Genomic DNA, 14840 nt, shown 5'->3' on the forward strand with positions numbered 1-14840 from the left:
CTGGGATGGAGCGTCAATCGGATGATCCCCGCACTTCCCGGTAGCATGAGAGGTACGACCGGGCGGCGTCTTCCCAGAGGAAGCGTCTTCGCATGCCGTTCTCTCGTATGGTGCGGATCAGATCCGGGGATGTGAGGTAGAGCTCACAGATCCGTCTCATGGTCTCCACGATACCGTGGGGTGTGAGCGGATCGATGAAGAATCCGGTGCCGCTCCCCTTCCGGATGTCCACTTCTTCCACCGTGTCCACGAGCCCGCCGCGCCGACTCACCACCGGGATGGTGCCGTAGGCGAGGGAGTACATCTGGTTGAGACCGCATGGTTCATAGAGGCTCGGCATGAGGAAGAAGTCCGCTCCCCCTTCTATGAGGTGGGCGAGGTGTTCGTCGAAGGTGATGTGCACCGAGAGATTGGGGTACTGGGAGGCGAGGGTTCTGAGGTATTCCTCGAACCTCCGTTCCCCCGTGCCCAGAACGATCATGGTGAGGGGGAGCCGGAGCAACTGGGGAAGGGCGGGGTCGGAGGGACCACAGAGGATGCCGAGTCCCTTCTGGTGCACCAGTCGGGTCACCATGCCGACGAGGGGACGTCCTCGGTCCGGAAGACCGGCGAGGGAGAGGAGGTGCCTCTTCACTTCTTCCTTTCTTTCCAGCGTTTCGACGGTGTAGTGCACAGGAAGATGGGGATCCGTCTCCGGGTTCCAGAGATCGTAGTCCATCCCGTTGAGGATGCCCCGGAGTTTTTCCCCTCTCTCCCTGAGTATCGTTTCCAACCCGTATCCGAATTCGGGGGTCTTGATCTCCTCGGCATAGGTGGGCGAGACGGTCGTGAGTAGGTCTGCGTTGACCACTGCCCCGCGAAGGAGGTTGATGGCCTCTCCGGTGACGATGTCCAGTCTCTCCGCTTCCTCCCTGGTGATGCCCATGGTGGGGAGCTGGTGGAGGGGAAAGACCCCCTGGTAGCCCAGGTTGTGTATGGTGAAGACCGTCGGCGGATCTCCACCGGCGCGGGCGCTGTAGAGGACGGCGGGAGCCGTCGGCCAGTCGTGACAATGGAGCACCTCGGGCCGCCATGTGCCGCGGCGGGCGAGGGCATAGGCCGCAGCGGAGAGAAAGGAGAACCTGAAGAGGTTGTCGGGAAAGTCCCTGTGATCCGTGGTGGTGTAGATACCCTTCCGCGATCCGAAGAGGAGGGGATGTTCCAGGAGCAAGACCGGAACCCGATCCACTTCCACGTGCAGGATTCGGGCCCACATGGTGTGTGAGCCCATCGTGATGTTGAGCTCTTCCACCCTTGGGGACTCGGGGACTTCCATCCCCTGGTACCTGGGAAGGAGTACTCTCGCGTCCACACCCTGTGTTCGGAGTGCGCCTGCGAGGGCGGCTACTGCATCACCCAATCCCCCTGCCTTGGCGAGGGGGGTGAACTCACTCGTGACCAGAAGGACTCGCACCTCTTGGACTCCCGCTCGATTCTAGAAGTATGCGATACCAAATTCGCCTACCACCTCGAATCCCACCTTTTCATAGGCGTGCCGGGCGATGGTATGCCCCTTTCGAACAAATAAACACACTTTTTTCCCTAAAGTTTCACTCGTCCGCGAAATGGTGTGAACCAATGCCTGGGCTATCCGCTTTCCCCGCCATGCGGGAAGGGTGTAGACCCCTCCTACCTGGTCCACGGTGAGTCCTCGGGCATTGGTGCCGGCCTTGGCCACGATGGTGTCTCCTGTACAGGCCAGGTAGAGGAGCTGATCCCGCAGGAGGTGGCGTATGGTGGCGAAACAGTGGAGCGGGGAGAAGAGACGGGGATCGTAGAGGACTTCCTCTTTCTCGTATCCTTCTTGGAGCTGGTAGAGGGCGGGTATGTCGGAGGCGAGAGCCGGTCGTATGACGAGAGGGACGGCGGGTTCCGGAGGAGGCGATGTGCGGGTTCGAAGCATGAGGTCGTATTCCCTGAGCACCTCGGGAGGAGAGGCGAAGAGCGGAAGCAGCTTCTCTACTTCGGAGAGGAGGCCGAGACAGCGGTTCCCCTCTCGCCGGATGTGGCTTCGGAGTGCGGCCTCCTCCTCCGGCTCGAGGCACTCGACCTCCGGCAGGTAGGGAAAGAGGCTTCCGTGATCGAGGAGAATGACACCTCCGAGCCTCCTTCCTCGGAAGATGCCCCAGAGGCGGCGTCCTGGGGTCGCTTCGGCCTCGACGAGGGTGCGGGAGGATAGGTACACACACTCCCACTCCCGTTGGGTGAGGATGTCCGTGACCCATCGTCTGAGCGTCTCGTCCCTGAGATCCAGTGGAACGACGGACATCAGGGAGGTGCTCCGGAGGGGGGGGTGAGGGAGATGGGGAGTGTCCCGGCGGGGGTGAGTTTGCCCATGAGGGCGAGGAAGCCACCCCGGTAACACTCCTCGCTCGTGCCGTATATGGCCACCGCTGTGTCCACCCAGGGGACCTCGGCGAGGTACACCGGTGTGAGGGTGGAGAGCACCGCGATTCGTGGCGCCCATTCTTCGAGCGAGGCGAGGACCTCGAGACTGTTGGGGTTCATGAGACAGTAGATGACCAGATCATACTGCTGGACGAGACGGGAGAGTCGAGTCTTCACCTGTTCGGAGGCAAAATAGAAGGGGAGATAGGAAAACTGGAAGGTGTCCGCGCGGGGGAAGTATTCCTTCCCGATGGAGAGGAACCTGGTGTGTTGCCCCACGAGGAGTACGCGTGCATCGCCTCCAGGGGAGAGCGGCACCTTCCCGTTTCGTATCATGGTGACGGCCCTGAGGGCCTGTTCCCCGAACGCCTCCGCGGTTTCCTCGTCGGGGAAGACCTCCCGCAGGGTCTCCTCGGAGGGGATGAGGCCTTTTGGCCCCATGGCCTTCAGATATCGGATCTTGAGCGTGATGATCCTCCTCACGGAGGTCTGTATTCGTTTCCTGAACTCGGGATCGTTCCGATATCTCGACAGCACGGCCTCCCAGACCGGGTCTCCCGGATGGGGAGGCCTCGACAAGAGGACCATGTCGTTGCCGGCCGAGAGAGCCTCTACCACGATATGTGGGATGTCCTCCCCCGCGACGCGGGCCCCCATCATGTAGAGGTCGTCCGTGATGACGAGTCCCTGGAAGCCGAGTTTCTCCCTGAGGAGAGAGATCACGCGGGGGGAGAGGGTGGCGGGCAGGTCGTTTTTGGAGAGAAGAGGAAAGTTGAGGTGTCCTACCATGACGGCGGGCAACCCCTCCCTGATGAGGATCCGATAGGGGAGCCAGTCCCTCTCCCAGAGGGTGGCCAGGTCGTCTTCCACCACGGGGAGCTCGCCGTGGGAGTCCCCGCGGGCGTTCCCGTGTCCCGGGAAGTGTTTGGCCACCGGGATCACCCCGGCGTCCAGGCTCCCATGGTAGAAGGAGAGCGCAAGCGTGGCGACCAGCCGGGGATCCGATCCAAAGGATCTGGGCCCTATCACGTGGGCTTCGGGATTGACGTACACGTCCACCGTGGGGGCGAAGTTCATGGTGATCCCCAGGGCCCTCAATTCCTTTCCGATGAGGAGGCCGGTCTGATAGGCCTCGTAGGGGAGGCGGGTCGCGCCGATGGCCATGTTCCCGGGAGTCTCTACGGTCTCCCCCTTTATGTGGCGGACCCATCCGCCCTCCTGGTCGGTGGCGACGAGGAGGGGGATGCCGGAACGGTGAGCGAGCGCCTTTTCCTGGTAGGCCGCCACACTCCTCACCACCGGGAGGAGGCGCTCGGCGTTCCTCCCGAAGATCTTGATGCCGCCCAGGTTGTAGCGCTCGATCCACTGCAGGATCCGGGGGTCGGGGGTCTCGCCCTCGTACCCTATGAGGAAGACCTGGCTGATCGTCTCCTCGTCGGACATGGCTTCGAGGAAGGAAGGGATCTCCTCCTCCGTGAGGTCCCAGAACGAAGCGGGACCGGCCGGCAGCATCCATGGGAGGAGGAGAAGGGAAAGTAGGGGGGCGTGTCCCCCTCTACTCATAGGCTTCCCCTTTGAGTTCGTCGATGTACTTCGCTGCACAGTGGGCTGCGACCGCCCCTTCCCCCGCACCCACCACGATCTGACGGAAGGGGGTGTTGCGGACATCGCCGGCCGCGAAGAGACCGGGAATGGAGCTCATCATCTCCTGATTCGTGATGATGTATCCGGATTCGTCCTTCTCCACTCCCTCGACGAAGCCGGTCTGGGGATCGGAGCCGATGAAGATGAAGACCGCATCGATGGGTTCCTCGTATGTCTCTCCCGTATCCACGCGTTTGAGGAGCACGGAGGAGACCTTCTTCACCCCGTTCACTTCCTCACCCCTTATCTCCACCGCCACGGTATTGAACCGCACCTCGATGTGAGGATTGTTGAGCACCCTCTGTGCCAAGGCCTTCTGCGCTCTGAACCGATCGCGTCTGTGGATGTGGACGATCTTGTCCGTGAGCTTGGAGAGGTACATCGCCTCGTCGCACGCGGCGTCTCCTCCTCCGACCACGAGCATCCGCTTCCCCTTGAAGAAGGGACCGTCGCAGGTGGCGCAGTAGGAGACCCCTCGACCGGTATACTCCTTTTCTCCCGGGATCCCCAGCTTCCTATGTGCGGCTCCCGAGGCGAGGATCACCGCGTAGGAGGTGAGCACCCCCTTCGTCGTCTCGACCTCGAACACCTTCTCCTTTTTGGAGATTCGTTTCACCGTGGCGTTGAGGAAGGAAGCGCCGAAGTTCCTCGCCTGGGTCTCGAAACGTTGGGCGAGCTCGAAGCCCGAGATGGGTTCCGGGAATCCTGGATAGTTCTCCAGGGTGTCGATGATGAGCGCCTGCCCGCCTGGTGCCATCTGCTCTATCACCAGGGTATCGAGGGCTGCACGGGCGGCGTACTGAGCTGCGGCAAGCCCTGCGGGACCTGCGCCTACGATGATCACATCGCGGTCGGGTGTCATGATTCCTCCATAAAAAATTTCATATATATTAAGATATAGATACTATCGTATCCCGTCAATCTTACTCTACCACAGTCTCCCGCAGTGGGCAACCGAAGGGTGATATTTCCGATAATCATTTCCAGAGGGTCATCCGATGATTAAGAGGGAGACCTTCCCAAAGGAGCCGCGTATGGTAGTCCTGGCCCATATCATGGAGCGGACGCTCGAGCAGATGGTGAGAGTGTTGGATGAGATGCCCCATCTACAGGAGGAGCTGAGGAATGCACTCTTCGAGAGGGAGTGGGTCGGGGTTGAAGAAAAGGTAACGGCGCTCGTCCAGAAGAGCCAGGCCCTCCAGATGCTCGAAGAGGACAGGATGCGTGTCTATGCGGAGCTCCTCAGCGAGCTCGAACTCGCGCCCGACACGCCCCTCCGGACGGCCCTCAGATACATCGATCCGCCTGTGGCGCAGGGCATAGCGGATGTGGCCGGGCGTCTGCGGGAACGATTGCTCAGGGTACGCGGCCTTGGTGAGGTGATCGCCAGGTATGCCGAAGCCTCCTATGCAACGGTGTACGCCTGCCTCAGGGAGCTCTTTCCCGACCGGTTCCTGGGGGGATACGGCAAGGACGGGAGGAGGTCCCAGGGCGAGTCCTCTCTCCTCATAGATACGCGGCTTTAGGAGGAAGGAAATGCACTCTACGTTCATGAGCATAGAGATAGGGAAGCGTGGGCTCCTCGCGCACACACAGGGGCTCGCTACCGTGGGTCACAACATGAGCAATGCCTCCGTGGAAGGCTATTCGAGACAGCGGGTGAACCTCGAGGCCATGGATCCCCTCTACATGCCCGGACTCAATCGGGAGGAGACACCGGGACAGATAGGGCAGGGGGTTTCCATACAGTCGATCGAACGCATACGGGATGAAATACTCGAAGGCCGTATCGTGGCCCAGACCAATGTGGGCGGGTACTGGGAGACGAGGAACTCCTACCTCCTCATGGTGGAGAAGACCTACAACGAGCCTTCCGATGTCTCGGTACGGAGTCTCCTCGACGCCTTCTGGGATGCGTGGCAGGAACTCTCGATCCATCCGGACGAGATGGCGGCCCGGCACGCCGTGATAGAGAATGCGAAGGCCCTGGTGGACGGAATACACGAACGGTATCGCGCACTCTCGAGCATACGAAAGATGATCGAAGAGGACGTACAGGCGACGGTGAAGGAGGTGAACGACTACATCGCCCGGATCGCCCACCTCAACGAACAGATCGTGAAGGTGAAGGCCATGGGTGACAATCCCAACGATCTCATGGATCGGAGGGACCTCTTGGTGGAGAAGCTCGCGAAGCTCATCAACGTCACCGTGGACACACGTGATCCGGACGAGTTCACCATCCATGTGGGGGGACGACATCTCGTCCAGGGGAAGGTGTATCATCCCTTCGCCCTCGACCCCAGGCCCCAGAACGAGGGATTCAGTGCCGTGCTCTGGGAGGGGAGTACGGAAGAGGTCCGCCTCGAAGGGGGCAAGCTCGCCGCCCTCCTCGAGCTCCGGGACGGTGACGTGAGGGGGGAGATACAGAAGCTCGATACCATGACCGTGAATCTGGTGAACCTCGTGAACGAGGTCCACAGGAACGCATATGGGCTCAACGGACAGACTGGAGTCGATTTCTTCGTGGAGCATCCGGCCGTCCTCAACGCGGTGGGGAACTACGATCGCAACGGCGATGGAGAGTTCGACTCCACCTATCTCTTCCGTATCCACGGCACGAACCCACTCGATCCCAACGCCCAGGTGGGTATAGAGGGGGTCATCACCCTCTCGGGGGCCGAGGAGGATGTCCAGATCGCCTATTATCCCACTGATACGGTCCAGGATATCGTGAACCGCATCAATACCTCGGGAGCAGAGGTGAGCGCCTCGTTCGATCGTCTGGGGAGGCTCGTCCTCAAGGCAACCCCGAGTGAAGATGTGGCGTTCCCCGATTTCGTGATACGCCACGTGGAGGATTCCGGACAGTTCCTTTCCGGCTATGCGGGGATCCTCGCGGGCAGCGGTCCCGAGAACGCCTACGATTGGGAGACCGTGGACGGGGTGCTCACCCTGAGGGGCGGTGCGGAGTACGGGGTGGCGCCTTTCGCACATCCTTCGGGCTGGGTGGTACTCAACCCGGAGGTGGAGCGGGATCCGGCGAGTGTGGCGGCGGGCTTCGGACAGGAGGGGAGGCCCGCGCCTCCGGGTGATGGATCGGCCGCCCTCGCCGTCGCGAACCTCAGGACCGAACCGGTGATGATAGGCAGACTCATGACCTTCGACGACTACTTCGCAGAGGCCGTCTCGGAGATAGGCCTCAAAGGACAGCAGGCCCAGATAGCGGACGAGACCCAGAAGCTCATCATGAAAGATCTCAAGGATCTCAGGGAGAGTATCTCGGGAGTGAACATAGACGAGGAGCTCGCCCAGATGATCAAGTTCCAGCACGGATACGCGGCGAGTGCGCGTTTCATCACCACGTTCAATTCGATGCTGGATCTGCTCATCAACAGGATGGCGGTGTGAGGAGGCGTAGATGAATCGGATCAGTACCAACATGCCCAATGACGACATGGTCTACCACCTCCAGAAGCGGGAACGGGCCCTCTACAGGGTACAGAACCGTATGTCCTCCCAGACGAGGATCCAGGACCTGAGGGACGACCCCGTGGGGGCGGCCCACGCGGTGCGTTATGACTCCTTCCTCACGCGCCTCACACGTTACGGGGAGAACATAGCGTACGTGCAGGACTACTACAATGTGGTGGAAGGCCATCTCAAGGAAGGGGTGGAGATCGTCCAGCGGATCAGGGAGCTCACGGTACAGGCGGCACACGGGACCTACACCCCAGAGGACCTCAAGGCCATGGGGAAGGAAGTCGATGAACTCCTCGAGCAGCTCGTCCAGATCGCGAATGCCCGTGGCCCCGAAGGGCGGTTCCTCTTCGGAGGGGCGCGGACGAGGGGGGAGCCGTTCCGGGTGGTACGCGGGAACGTCCCCGGGGCCGACGATCTGCTCATCACGGGTGTCGAATACATCGGGGATATCACGGAAAAGCAGACAGAGATCGCGGAGGGTGCCTTCATCACCACCGGTTTCTCGGGAAACTTCGTATTCGGGGCCCAGCAACAGCAGGTGTATGCCACCATCGACGCGCTTGACTACAGGGTGGGAGAAGCCGGATATTTTTCTATAGATGGAGTGCGTATCGACGTGACCGAAGGTGATACCCTCTATTCCATCGTGCAGAAGATAAACGATTCAGCCGCTCCCGTGAGGGCGAGGATAGATCCGGTGAACCACTCCCTCATCCTGGAGACGACGGTACCTCACCAGTTGTGGATGGAAGACGGGGAAGGGAGCGTACTCCAGGATCTCGGGATCATCGCTCCTCCGGATGTTCACCGTCCGCCCGGCAACATTGCGGCCTCCGCTGTCCACGGAGGTGGTTCCCTCTTCGACGTGGTGATGCGTGTGAGGGATGCCATGATGGTGGGCGATCAGGAGGCCTTGGGAGGAAGGGGACTCGGTATGATCGATGAGGCCCTCTCCGCCCTCGTGGGGAAGATGGGTGAGATAGGCGCGCGGGGGACGAGGCTCAGATTCGCCTATGCTCACAATCAGGAGGAGATCCCGGATGTGACGGAACTCTATGCGAAGCGGGTGGATCTCGATGTTTCCGAGGCCATCATCGAGCTCAAGCGACTGGAATACACGCACAAGGCGGCCCTCTCGACGGCTGCGCGTATTCTACCGCCTACACTTCTCGATTTTCTGAGGTGACGATGGGGACGGTGACGATTGACACGCGCCCATATGGGCCACTGACCGTTGACGAACGACAGATCCTCACCTTTGTGAACGGGCTCTTCGGGTTCGAGCACCTCACCCGGTACGCCCTTCTCGACTCGCATCAGCCTCCCTTCTACTGGCTTCAGTCTCTCGAGGACCCCCAGGTGGCCTTCGTGGTGATAGATCCTCGCGTCTTCAGACCCGATTACGATCCTGCACCCCTTCCTTCCGATCTCGAGGCGCTTGGGCTGGAACGGCAGGAGGACCTCCTGATCTTCGCGATCGTCACGATTCCCGAGAACCAGAGGGAGATGACGGCCAACCTGCAAGGCCCCCTGCTCGTCAACAGGAAGACGCGTCGGGCCGCTCAGGTGATCAGTACCGACGACAGGTGGCATGTCAAACACAGGATCCTGGAAGAGCTTGCGGCCCTGAGGAAGAGATAATGCTGGTCTTGAGCAGGAAGAAGAACGAGAGCATCATCATCGCAGACAATATAGAGGTCCGCGTGGTGGATATCCGCGGAGACCAGGTGAAGATCGGGATCTCCGCCCCACCTCAGATCAAGATCTACCGGGAAGAGGTGTATCGTGCCATCCAGGAGGAGAACCGTTCGGCTCTGAGCGTCTCCAGGGAGATTCCCTCCCTCGATGATCTCCTGGGCGACGACGCGCCTTAATCTGCTCTTCGCGTGATCCCTATCTCCGCCTCACTGAGCCGGAGATAGAGAGGTTGAGCAGAAGGAGGAGCACCTCCCTGCTCCTCATAGATCGATCGGGCGAGGGAGAGGGCCTCTCCGTCGAGGGCTTCCCGGAACCGAGGTGCGACCTGCACCTTCTGGTCCTCGGGGAACCAGGCGGCCTTGCATCTCTGTGCGTGAGGTCCGGCCAAGGAGACTCTGGGGTAAGGGGCGATGAGTTCGGAGAGTTCCCCGAGGGTGAGGTCGAGATATTCCGTCCTGCGTGTACCCTCGAGGTAGAGGGCGGTGTAGTAGCGCTGTTTCCTCCCATCGATCACCGGGAGCACCGGATACTCCTCTCCCCGGTAGGGGAGGGCGTATGCGTCGAGGGTGGGCACGAGTACGAAGGGGATCCCGAGGCTCACGGAGAGGCCCTTCATGGTGGCCAGGCCGATGCGCAGTCCGGTGAACGAGCCTGGTCCTGCACAGCAGGCGAGGAGATCCATCCTGCTCAGCGACGTGTGGAGAAGCGTGCACACCCTGTGGATAGTGAGGAGCAACTGTTCGGCATGTACCAATCCCCGATCCACGTGGAGAGAGATGTGGGCTTTGCCAGAGGATGCCACGACCGAGAGCAGTTCCGTGGAGGTGTCTATGCAGAGGATGTTCATCGCCCTTCTTCCTTCACGGTGATCTTCCTTCTGGATGCGTCCACTACCTCTATGGTGATCGAGACGTGTCGTTCGGGGAGAAGGGTCTTCACCTTCTCGGCCCACTCGATCACGGCGATACCATCCCCGTAGAGGATGTCTTCCAGCCCCAGGTAGATGAGATCCTCCTCGGAGGCGATCCGGTACGCATCGATGTGATAGATGGGGACCTCACCCTCGTAGACCGTGACTATGGTATAGCTCGGGCTTGTCACGGGGCCGTCGTATCCCCACCCGCGGGCCAGACCTCTCATGAGTGTCGTCTTGCCCCCTCCCAGGGGCGCATAGAGCGCCACCACCACCGGAGCAGTGATGCGTGAAGCGATCCTCCGCCCCACCGCCTCGGTTTCCTCCGGTCCGCGAGAGAGGTATTCGTTCAGGAGAGGACTCCTTGTTCCCTCAAGGCCTTGATGTGCGACTTGAGTGCCTTCACGGCACCCAAGACTTCCCCGCTCCTCGGATGCTCATGGAGCTGTACCTCTATCCTCGGTTCTCCCAGGGGGGTGTATTCGATGTGGAACGATATCGGGATCTCTTCTTTCCCGTACACCACCGACTGGAACACCGCCCTCGCGGTGTAGGTCTTACGGTAGTCGAGTGGGTGATCCTTTTCCTTAATGTCTTCCACGGAAATGAGTTTCATCTTGAGAGGGTAGCGCAAAAGCAGGTGGGAGTCAATATCCGGGAGGAGAGATGCTGAGCCCGGGACGCATGTCGTAGATGATCTCCCGGAGTTCGTTCAGATGGTGACGAGACATGCTGGTGAACATCACATGCATGATCGTCCCCTTCCCCCTCTCGGTGGTGACTCCCCGCACTTTCCCGTACGCGGAGATGGGTTCCCCCAGGTCGGTCCTGAAGTCGAGCCTGAGGAGGGAGCCGGGGGGGAGGGGATAGTAGGTCCTCACTCCGCAGCCGCCGGCCGAGAGGTCGATGATGGTTCCGTTGTATCGCTGTCCGGTATTGACGACCGCCTCCCGTCTCCGTCCCGTTCCCTCCACGATCTGGACCTTGTAGAAGTAGGTGGGCGCGTTGAATTCGATCCTCTTGTGTCGTCGTTTCAACACCTGTGGCACCCGGGAGAGGTGATCGATGTAGAGGATCGGGATGGAGGAGCGGGTGCTCACGTGGCGGACGGTGGCAGGGGCGGAAAACAGCTGGGTGCCGTAGCGTACGAAGCTGAGGTGGACCCGGCTTCCGGGTGGGAGTTTCACGAGCTTTCCCTGTTCGTCCAGAGGAGCTCGTATCCCCAGATAGGTGGGGGTGTTCTCCGCCACCTCGGAGAGGTAGAGCCTCCGGCTATGAGGGAGGTAGAGCTTGACCTCTTCCCCGGGTTTCAGATGTCTGGTTGACCCGAGGGTCCCCCTCCTGGGGCTATTGGCCTCGATCACCTGTTTGATGAGAAACAGATGGTGCTTCCTGAGGTCCTTCTCAGCATCGGGGAGTCTCGATTCCTCTATCTCGGCCATCTCCCGCCTGAGGATGTTGTCGAGCACGGGGCTGTTGTGGAGTACGCGTTCGGGATTGGATACACGGTACTTCTTCACCAGTCCCTCGAGAAGGCGGATATAGTGTCGGGTGAGACCGATCTTCCTGGCCGACCGCCGGAAGGAGAAGGTGCCGAGTCCCGAGAGGCTTCTCGCCCCCCCTCCGCTCCGTTGAGAGGTGAGCTTTCCCACCACCACGGTGAGGAGTACGGCACCGATGAGGACGAGGATCATGATGAGATTCGTGGTGGGGTCGGTCTCGGTGAAGAACTGGAACTCGTAGCGAAGGAGCGGCATCTCGCTCACCTGTCCAGCAGGAATGTGAGAAACCGTCGCATCCTCGGTATGATCTCGTACTCGAAGAGGTCTCCCACGAGGACGTAGTCCTGATCCTCGTAGGCCTGCGTGACCTCGGTGAGGAATCCGTTTATCTCCTGGGCCAGAGCGGGAAGGCCTTCCCACTGTTCCCGGGTGTCCCTGTCGAGGTTCCCGAGCAGCCGTATGATCCTCTGGAGGTATTCGCTGAATCTCAGGACGATGTCCCGCGCCTCCACCGCCTTCCCCGTCTGGAGGAGTATGGAAACCTCGGAGAGGCGCTCGAGTTCGGAGGAGAGCGCCTGGGCCGTCTTCCTCAGGTGATCGAGGGGAGAGAGGAGTTCTTCTATCCTGTCCTCGATGAGGACGAGCAGTGCGGAGACGAGTCCGAGTATCTCCTCCTTGCTCTCGGAGGAGAGGGATGTGTTCGTGAGGAGGGAAGAGGTCTTGAGGGCCTTCTCGAGGGGGGATGGGCCTTCTGCGGGAAAGATCTCAGGGAGGAGATAGGAGAGGTGTTCCCGCAGGGAGAAGAAGTCTTCGGCGAGGAGGCGGAGGTTCGCGTAGTCCTCCTTCTCCACGAGCGATTTCATGACGAGGAGGTATTCTCTCAATGTCGAGAGGGTATAGGCCCTGAACTCCTGCGGAGTATAGGCGGTGATCTCCAGCATCTTCACCTGATCAAGGGGAAGGCGTTCCCACTCGTTCCGCTCTTCGAGAGGGATCGCGGCCTCTCCGTTGAGTCGGGCTTCGGTGATGAAGAGACCCGCCTTGTTGAGCCACTCCTCCACTCCTGAGAAGACTTCCCCGAGCGTTTGCTCGTGTTCGAGCGCGATGTCCACTTTCTTCTGGTTGATGACGAGCTCCATGTGTTCCCCCTATCTGTTCTGATTCGAAAGGGACCGGGAGAAGTTTTCGATCTCCTGGGAATTCTTTTCGAGCGTCTCCAGCATCCCCTCCATCATACCATACTTCCTTCGGAGTTCCACCTCGTAGTCCTGAAGGTATTCCTTGTAGTCTTCGATCTCTTTGTTCGTGGCGTTTATCTTTGTCTTCAAGGTGTTGAGACGTATGTCGTACACCCCCCCCGTGCTCCCGTACTGCTTCAGGGTCTCCTCCGTGAGAAAGGCCGCTCCTGTATCGACCACGAGGTCCCCGTCGCTGTCCCTCCCGAAGAGATCCTTGATCACGAGGATGTCCTTCTCAAGGGCGGCGTCCAGGACCTTTTCGTCGATCTCGAGATAGCCCCGCAGCTTGGTGCGGTCGAACGGGCCTCCCCTCGTGGCATTGGTGGAGATTCCTATCTGGGCGAGGAGCCGGACGGAGGGATCCCTCGTCTCATACGGATTCATCATGATGGTCTGGAGCTTGTTCCTGAGCTGAGTGAGCGTCATGTCGCCCCGGAAGATCCCCAGCTTCTCCTTCGCCCCTTCCCGCTCTTCGTCGGTGAAATACCCTATCTCGGAGATCACCTGTTCGTCACCCTGGGTGTATATGTTCAGATAGGCCATGAGCCTGTTGTATTGTCCGACGAACGAGATGATGGTGTCCTTGATGGTCTCCTTGTCGGGGCGGATGGAGAGGTTCACCGTGCGATCACTCGTGTCGTGAAGATGGAGGGTCGTCCCGGGAATCGCGTCCTCGATGTCGTTCGTGGGTCGGGTGAGGGGGATGCCGTCGAGGAGGAGCTCGGCGTCCTGGGCCTGGCTCACGGGATGTTTCGGGATGAAATCCGCCCGCACAGAGGGATCGTAGATGCGGAGGGATGAGATCGTGATCTCCTTGTGGGTGTTCCTGTTCCGCAATGCGATCGCGTCCAGACCGTCCACAAGGGACGAGAGAGGAATGGTGATCGTCTTGGGAAACGGTCCCCGGTCGAGGGGTGTGAGGGGTACCGTTCTCCCGTTCTTCATGGCGAAGAGTACCTGATCGTCGTCTACGCGGGGAGGGGTCGGAGGTGGAGTCCATTGGGGCAAGGGGACCTCTGAAGGAGCTCCCTCCACCGAGACGCCGTCCAGTGTCACGCCTTCCGTGCCTGGGAGGGAAGGGCCGGGAGGGGGGGTGGGTTGAGGCGGTTCCTCGAGTTCCCTCACGTCCAACGTGACCTCGAGGACCATCCGGGGGGTCACCTTGACGGGAGGCGAGACGGGAAGCTGAAGCGAACTCCCCGGAGGGAGGACGAGGGTGGAGTCCACGATCCTGTGGCCGGATTCCTCCAGAGGGGTCTCCCAGGAGGCGATATGGGCCTCGTCGAATCGGGCCTCGAACGAGGTGACGGGCACGGGCTCGATGAGGCCGAGCTCCACGGCGAGTTCCCTCGCCGCGCCTTCGAAGGCGAGCGCGGCGTCCTTGCCTGTCTTGAGCGATTCGAGGAGGAGGACCTCCTGTGTGGGGGACTGTCGTACGATGCTCGCCTTGAGGAGTCCCTCCCCCCGCCGGTTGAGACGGGCGATGAAGTCCTCGATACTGCCGCCGGAAAACGAGAAGCTGACCTCCTCCTCCCCTATGCGGAAGGTATAGGTCCCCTCCGGGACGGTGTACTCCTCGGACACGGGATCGGAGAGGAAGCGGTCCGCTGCGGCGAGACGGGTGACCTCGATCCTGTGCGTCCCCTCCAGGGCCTCTCTGGTGGTGGAGGCGGTGAGCACTCGTTCGTCGGAGCTCTCTGCAATCTTTTCCTGGAAGGGATTCTCGAATCCGTAGAGGCGCTTTGCACTTTCCCTCACCTTGGAGGTGAGGGTGGCTATTTCCTGCCAGGCTTCCTGCTGTTTCCTGTAAGAGGCGAGGGTGTCCTCCATTCGGGTGAGGGGAACCTTTTTCGCCTCGACGAGCTTGCCGACGAGTTCTTCTGTGTTGTATTTACTCGTGACACCGGGAATTGAGATGTCGGACATGCGAGGCCC

General features: G+C 60.5%; 15 protein-coding genes. 5 read left to right on the forward strand and 10 right to left on the reverse strand.

Annotated elements, in window-relative coordinates:
* Positions 1-13: 13 nt before the first annotated feature.
* The 4 genes from glgA to trxB are packed head-to-tail and all read right to left on the reverse strand — an operon-like array spanning position 14 to position 4933.
* Positions 14-1453, reverse strand: coding sequence for a glycogen synthase GlgA (gene glgA / locus STHERM_RS03725; RefSeq protein WP_013313548.1), 1440 nt, complete (start codon positions 1451-1453; stop codon positions 14-16).
* 21 nt (positions 1454-1474) lie between these two features.
* A complete protein-coding gene (locus STHERM_RS03730; RefSeq protein ID WP_013313549.1) occupies positions 1475-2308 on the reverse strand; it encodes a GNAT family N-acetyltransferase in 834 nt (277 codons plus the stop codon).
* Positions 2308-3990 carry a glycoside hydrolase family 3 protein gene (locus tag STHERM_RS03735; RefSeq protein ID WP_013313550.1) on the reverse strand — a complete coding sequence of 561 codons (1683 nt, stop codon included), beginning with the start codon at positions 3988-3990 and terminating at the stop codon, positions 2308-2310. The genes STHERM_RS03730 and STHERM_RS03735 overlap by 1 nt, the downstream gene beginning before the upstream one ends.
* On the reverse strand, positions 3983-4933 hold the full coding sequence (trxB, locus tag STHERM_RS03740) for a thioredoxin-disulfide reductase (protein WP_013313551.1): 951 nt from the start codon (positions 4931-4933) through the stop codon (positions 3983-3985). Before trxB ends, STHERM_RS03735 begins: the two co-directional genes overlap by 8 nt.
* 172 nt (positions 4934-5105) lie before the next feature.
* On the opposite strand from trxB, the gene STHERM_RS03745 reads away from it, so the two are divergent.
* The 5 genes from STHERM_RS03745 to csrA are packed head-to-tail and all read left to right on the forward strand — an operon-like array spanning position 5106 to position 9428.
* The gene (locus tag STHERM_RS03745) at positions 5106-5597 is read left to right on the forward strand and encodes a hypothetical protein (RefSeq protein ID WP_013313553.1); all 492 of its coding nucleotides are present in this window, start codon (positions 5106-5108) and stop codon (positions 5595-5597) included.
* 10 nt (positions 5598-5607) lie between these two features.
* Positions 5608-7482 (forward strand): flagellar hook-associated protein FlgK, encoded by a 1875-nt coding sequence (gene flgK / locus STHERM_RS03750; RefSeq protein WP_013313554.1) that lies wholly within the window; start codon positions 5608-5610, stop codon positions 7480-7482.
* A gap of 10 nt (positions 7483-7492) precedes the next feature.
* Positions 7493-8740, forward strand: a complete 1248-nt coding sequence (locus STHERM_RS03755; RefSeq protein ID WP_013313555.1) for a flagellar hook-associated protein 3 — start codon at positions 7493-7495, stop codon at positions 8738-8740.
* Positions 8741-8742: 2 nt separating this feature from the next.
* Complete coding sequence (gene fliW, locus STHERM_RS03760) at positions 8743-9195, forward strand: flagellar assembly protein FliW (RefSeq protein WP_148223863.1); 453 nt, start codon at positions 8743-8745, stop codon at positions 9193-9195.
* The gene (csrA, locus tag STHERM_RS03765; protein ID WP_013313557.1) at positions 9195-9428 is read left to right on the forward strand and encodes a carbon storage regulator CsrA; all 234 of its coding nucleotides are present in this window, start codon (positions 9195-9197) and stop codon (positions 9426-9428) included. Before fliW ends, csrA begins: the two co-directional genes overlap by 1 nt.
* Here csrA and tsaB read toward each other — a convergent pair.
* From tsaB to fliD, 6 genes are read right to left on the reverse strand one after another with little or no spacing between them, the layout of a single operon-like run.
* Complete coding sequence (gene tsaB, locus STHERM_RS03770) at positions 9425-10099, reverse strand: tRNA (adenosine(37)-N6)-threonylcarbamoyltransferase complex dimerization subunit type 1 TsaB (RefSeq protein WP_013313558.1); 675 nt, start codon at positions 10097-10099, stop codon at positions 9425-9427. The genes csrA and tsaB overlap by 4 nt on opposite strands.
* Positions 10096-10518: a tRNA (adenosine(37)-N6)-threonylcarbamoyltransferase complex ATPase subunit type 1 TsaE gene (tsaE, locus tag STHERM_RS03775; RefSeq protein ID WP_071650330.1), complete on the reverse strand. Its 423-nt coding sequence runs from the start codon at positions 10516-10518 to the stop codon at positions 10096-10098. The genes tsaB and tsaE overlap by 4 nt, the downstream gene beginning before the upstream one ends.
* A complete protein-coding gene (locus tag STHERM_RS03780) occupies positions 10515-10781 on the reverse strand; it encodes a hypothetical protein (RefSeq protein ID WP_013313560.1) in 267 nt (88 codons plus the stop codon). Before STHERM_RS03780 ends, tsaE begins: the two co-directional genes overlap by 4 nt.
* A gap of 31 nt (positions 10782-10812) precedes the next feature.
* On the reverse strand, positions 10813-11922 hold the full coding sequence (locus STHERM_RS03785) for a PilZ domain-containing protein (RefSeq protein WP_013313561.1): 1110 nt from the start codon (positions 11920-11922) through the stop codon (positions 10813-10815).
* A 5-nt stretch (positions 11923-11927) separates the two neighbouring features.
* Positions 11928-12806, reverse strand: coding sequence for a hypothetical protein (locus tag STHERM_RS03790; protein WP_013313562.1), 879 nt, complete (start codon positions 12804-12806; stop codon positions 11928-11930).
* 9 nt (positions 12807-12815) lie between these two features.
* A complete protein-coding gene (gene fliD, locus STHERM_RS03795) occupies positions 12816-14831 on the reverse strand; it encodes a flagellar filament capping protein FliD (RefSeq protein ID WP_013313563.1) in 2016 nt (671 codons plus the stop codon).
* Positions 14832-14840: the final 9 nt, after the last annotated feature.

Origin of the sequence: Spirochaeta thermophila DSM 6192 (assembly GCF_000147075.1) — a bacterium.
Classification (GTDB): Bacteria; Spirochaetota; Spirochaetia; order Winmispirales; family Winmispiraceae; genus Winmispira; species Winmispira thermophila_A.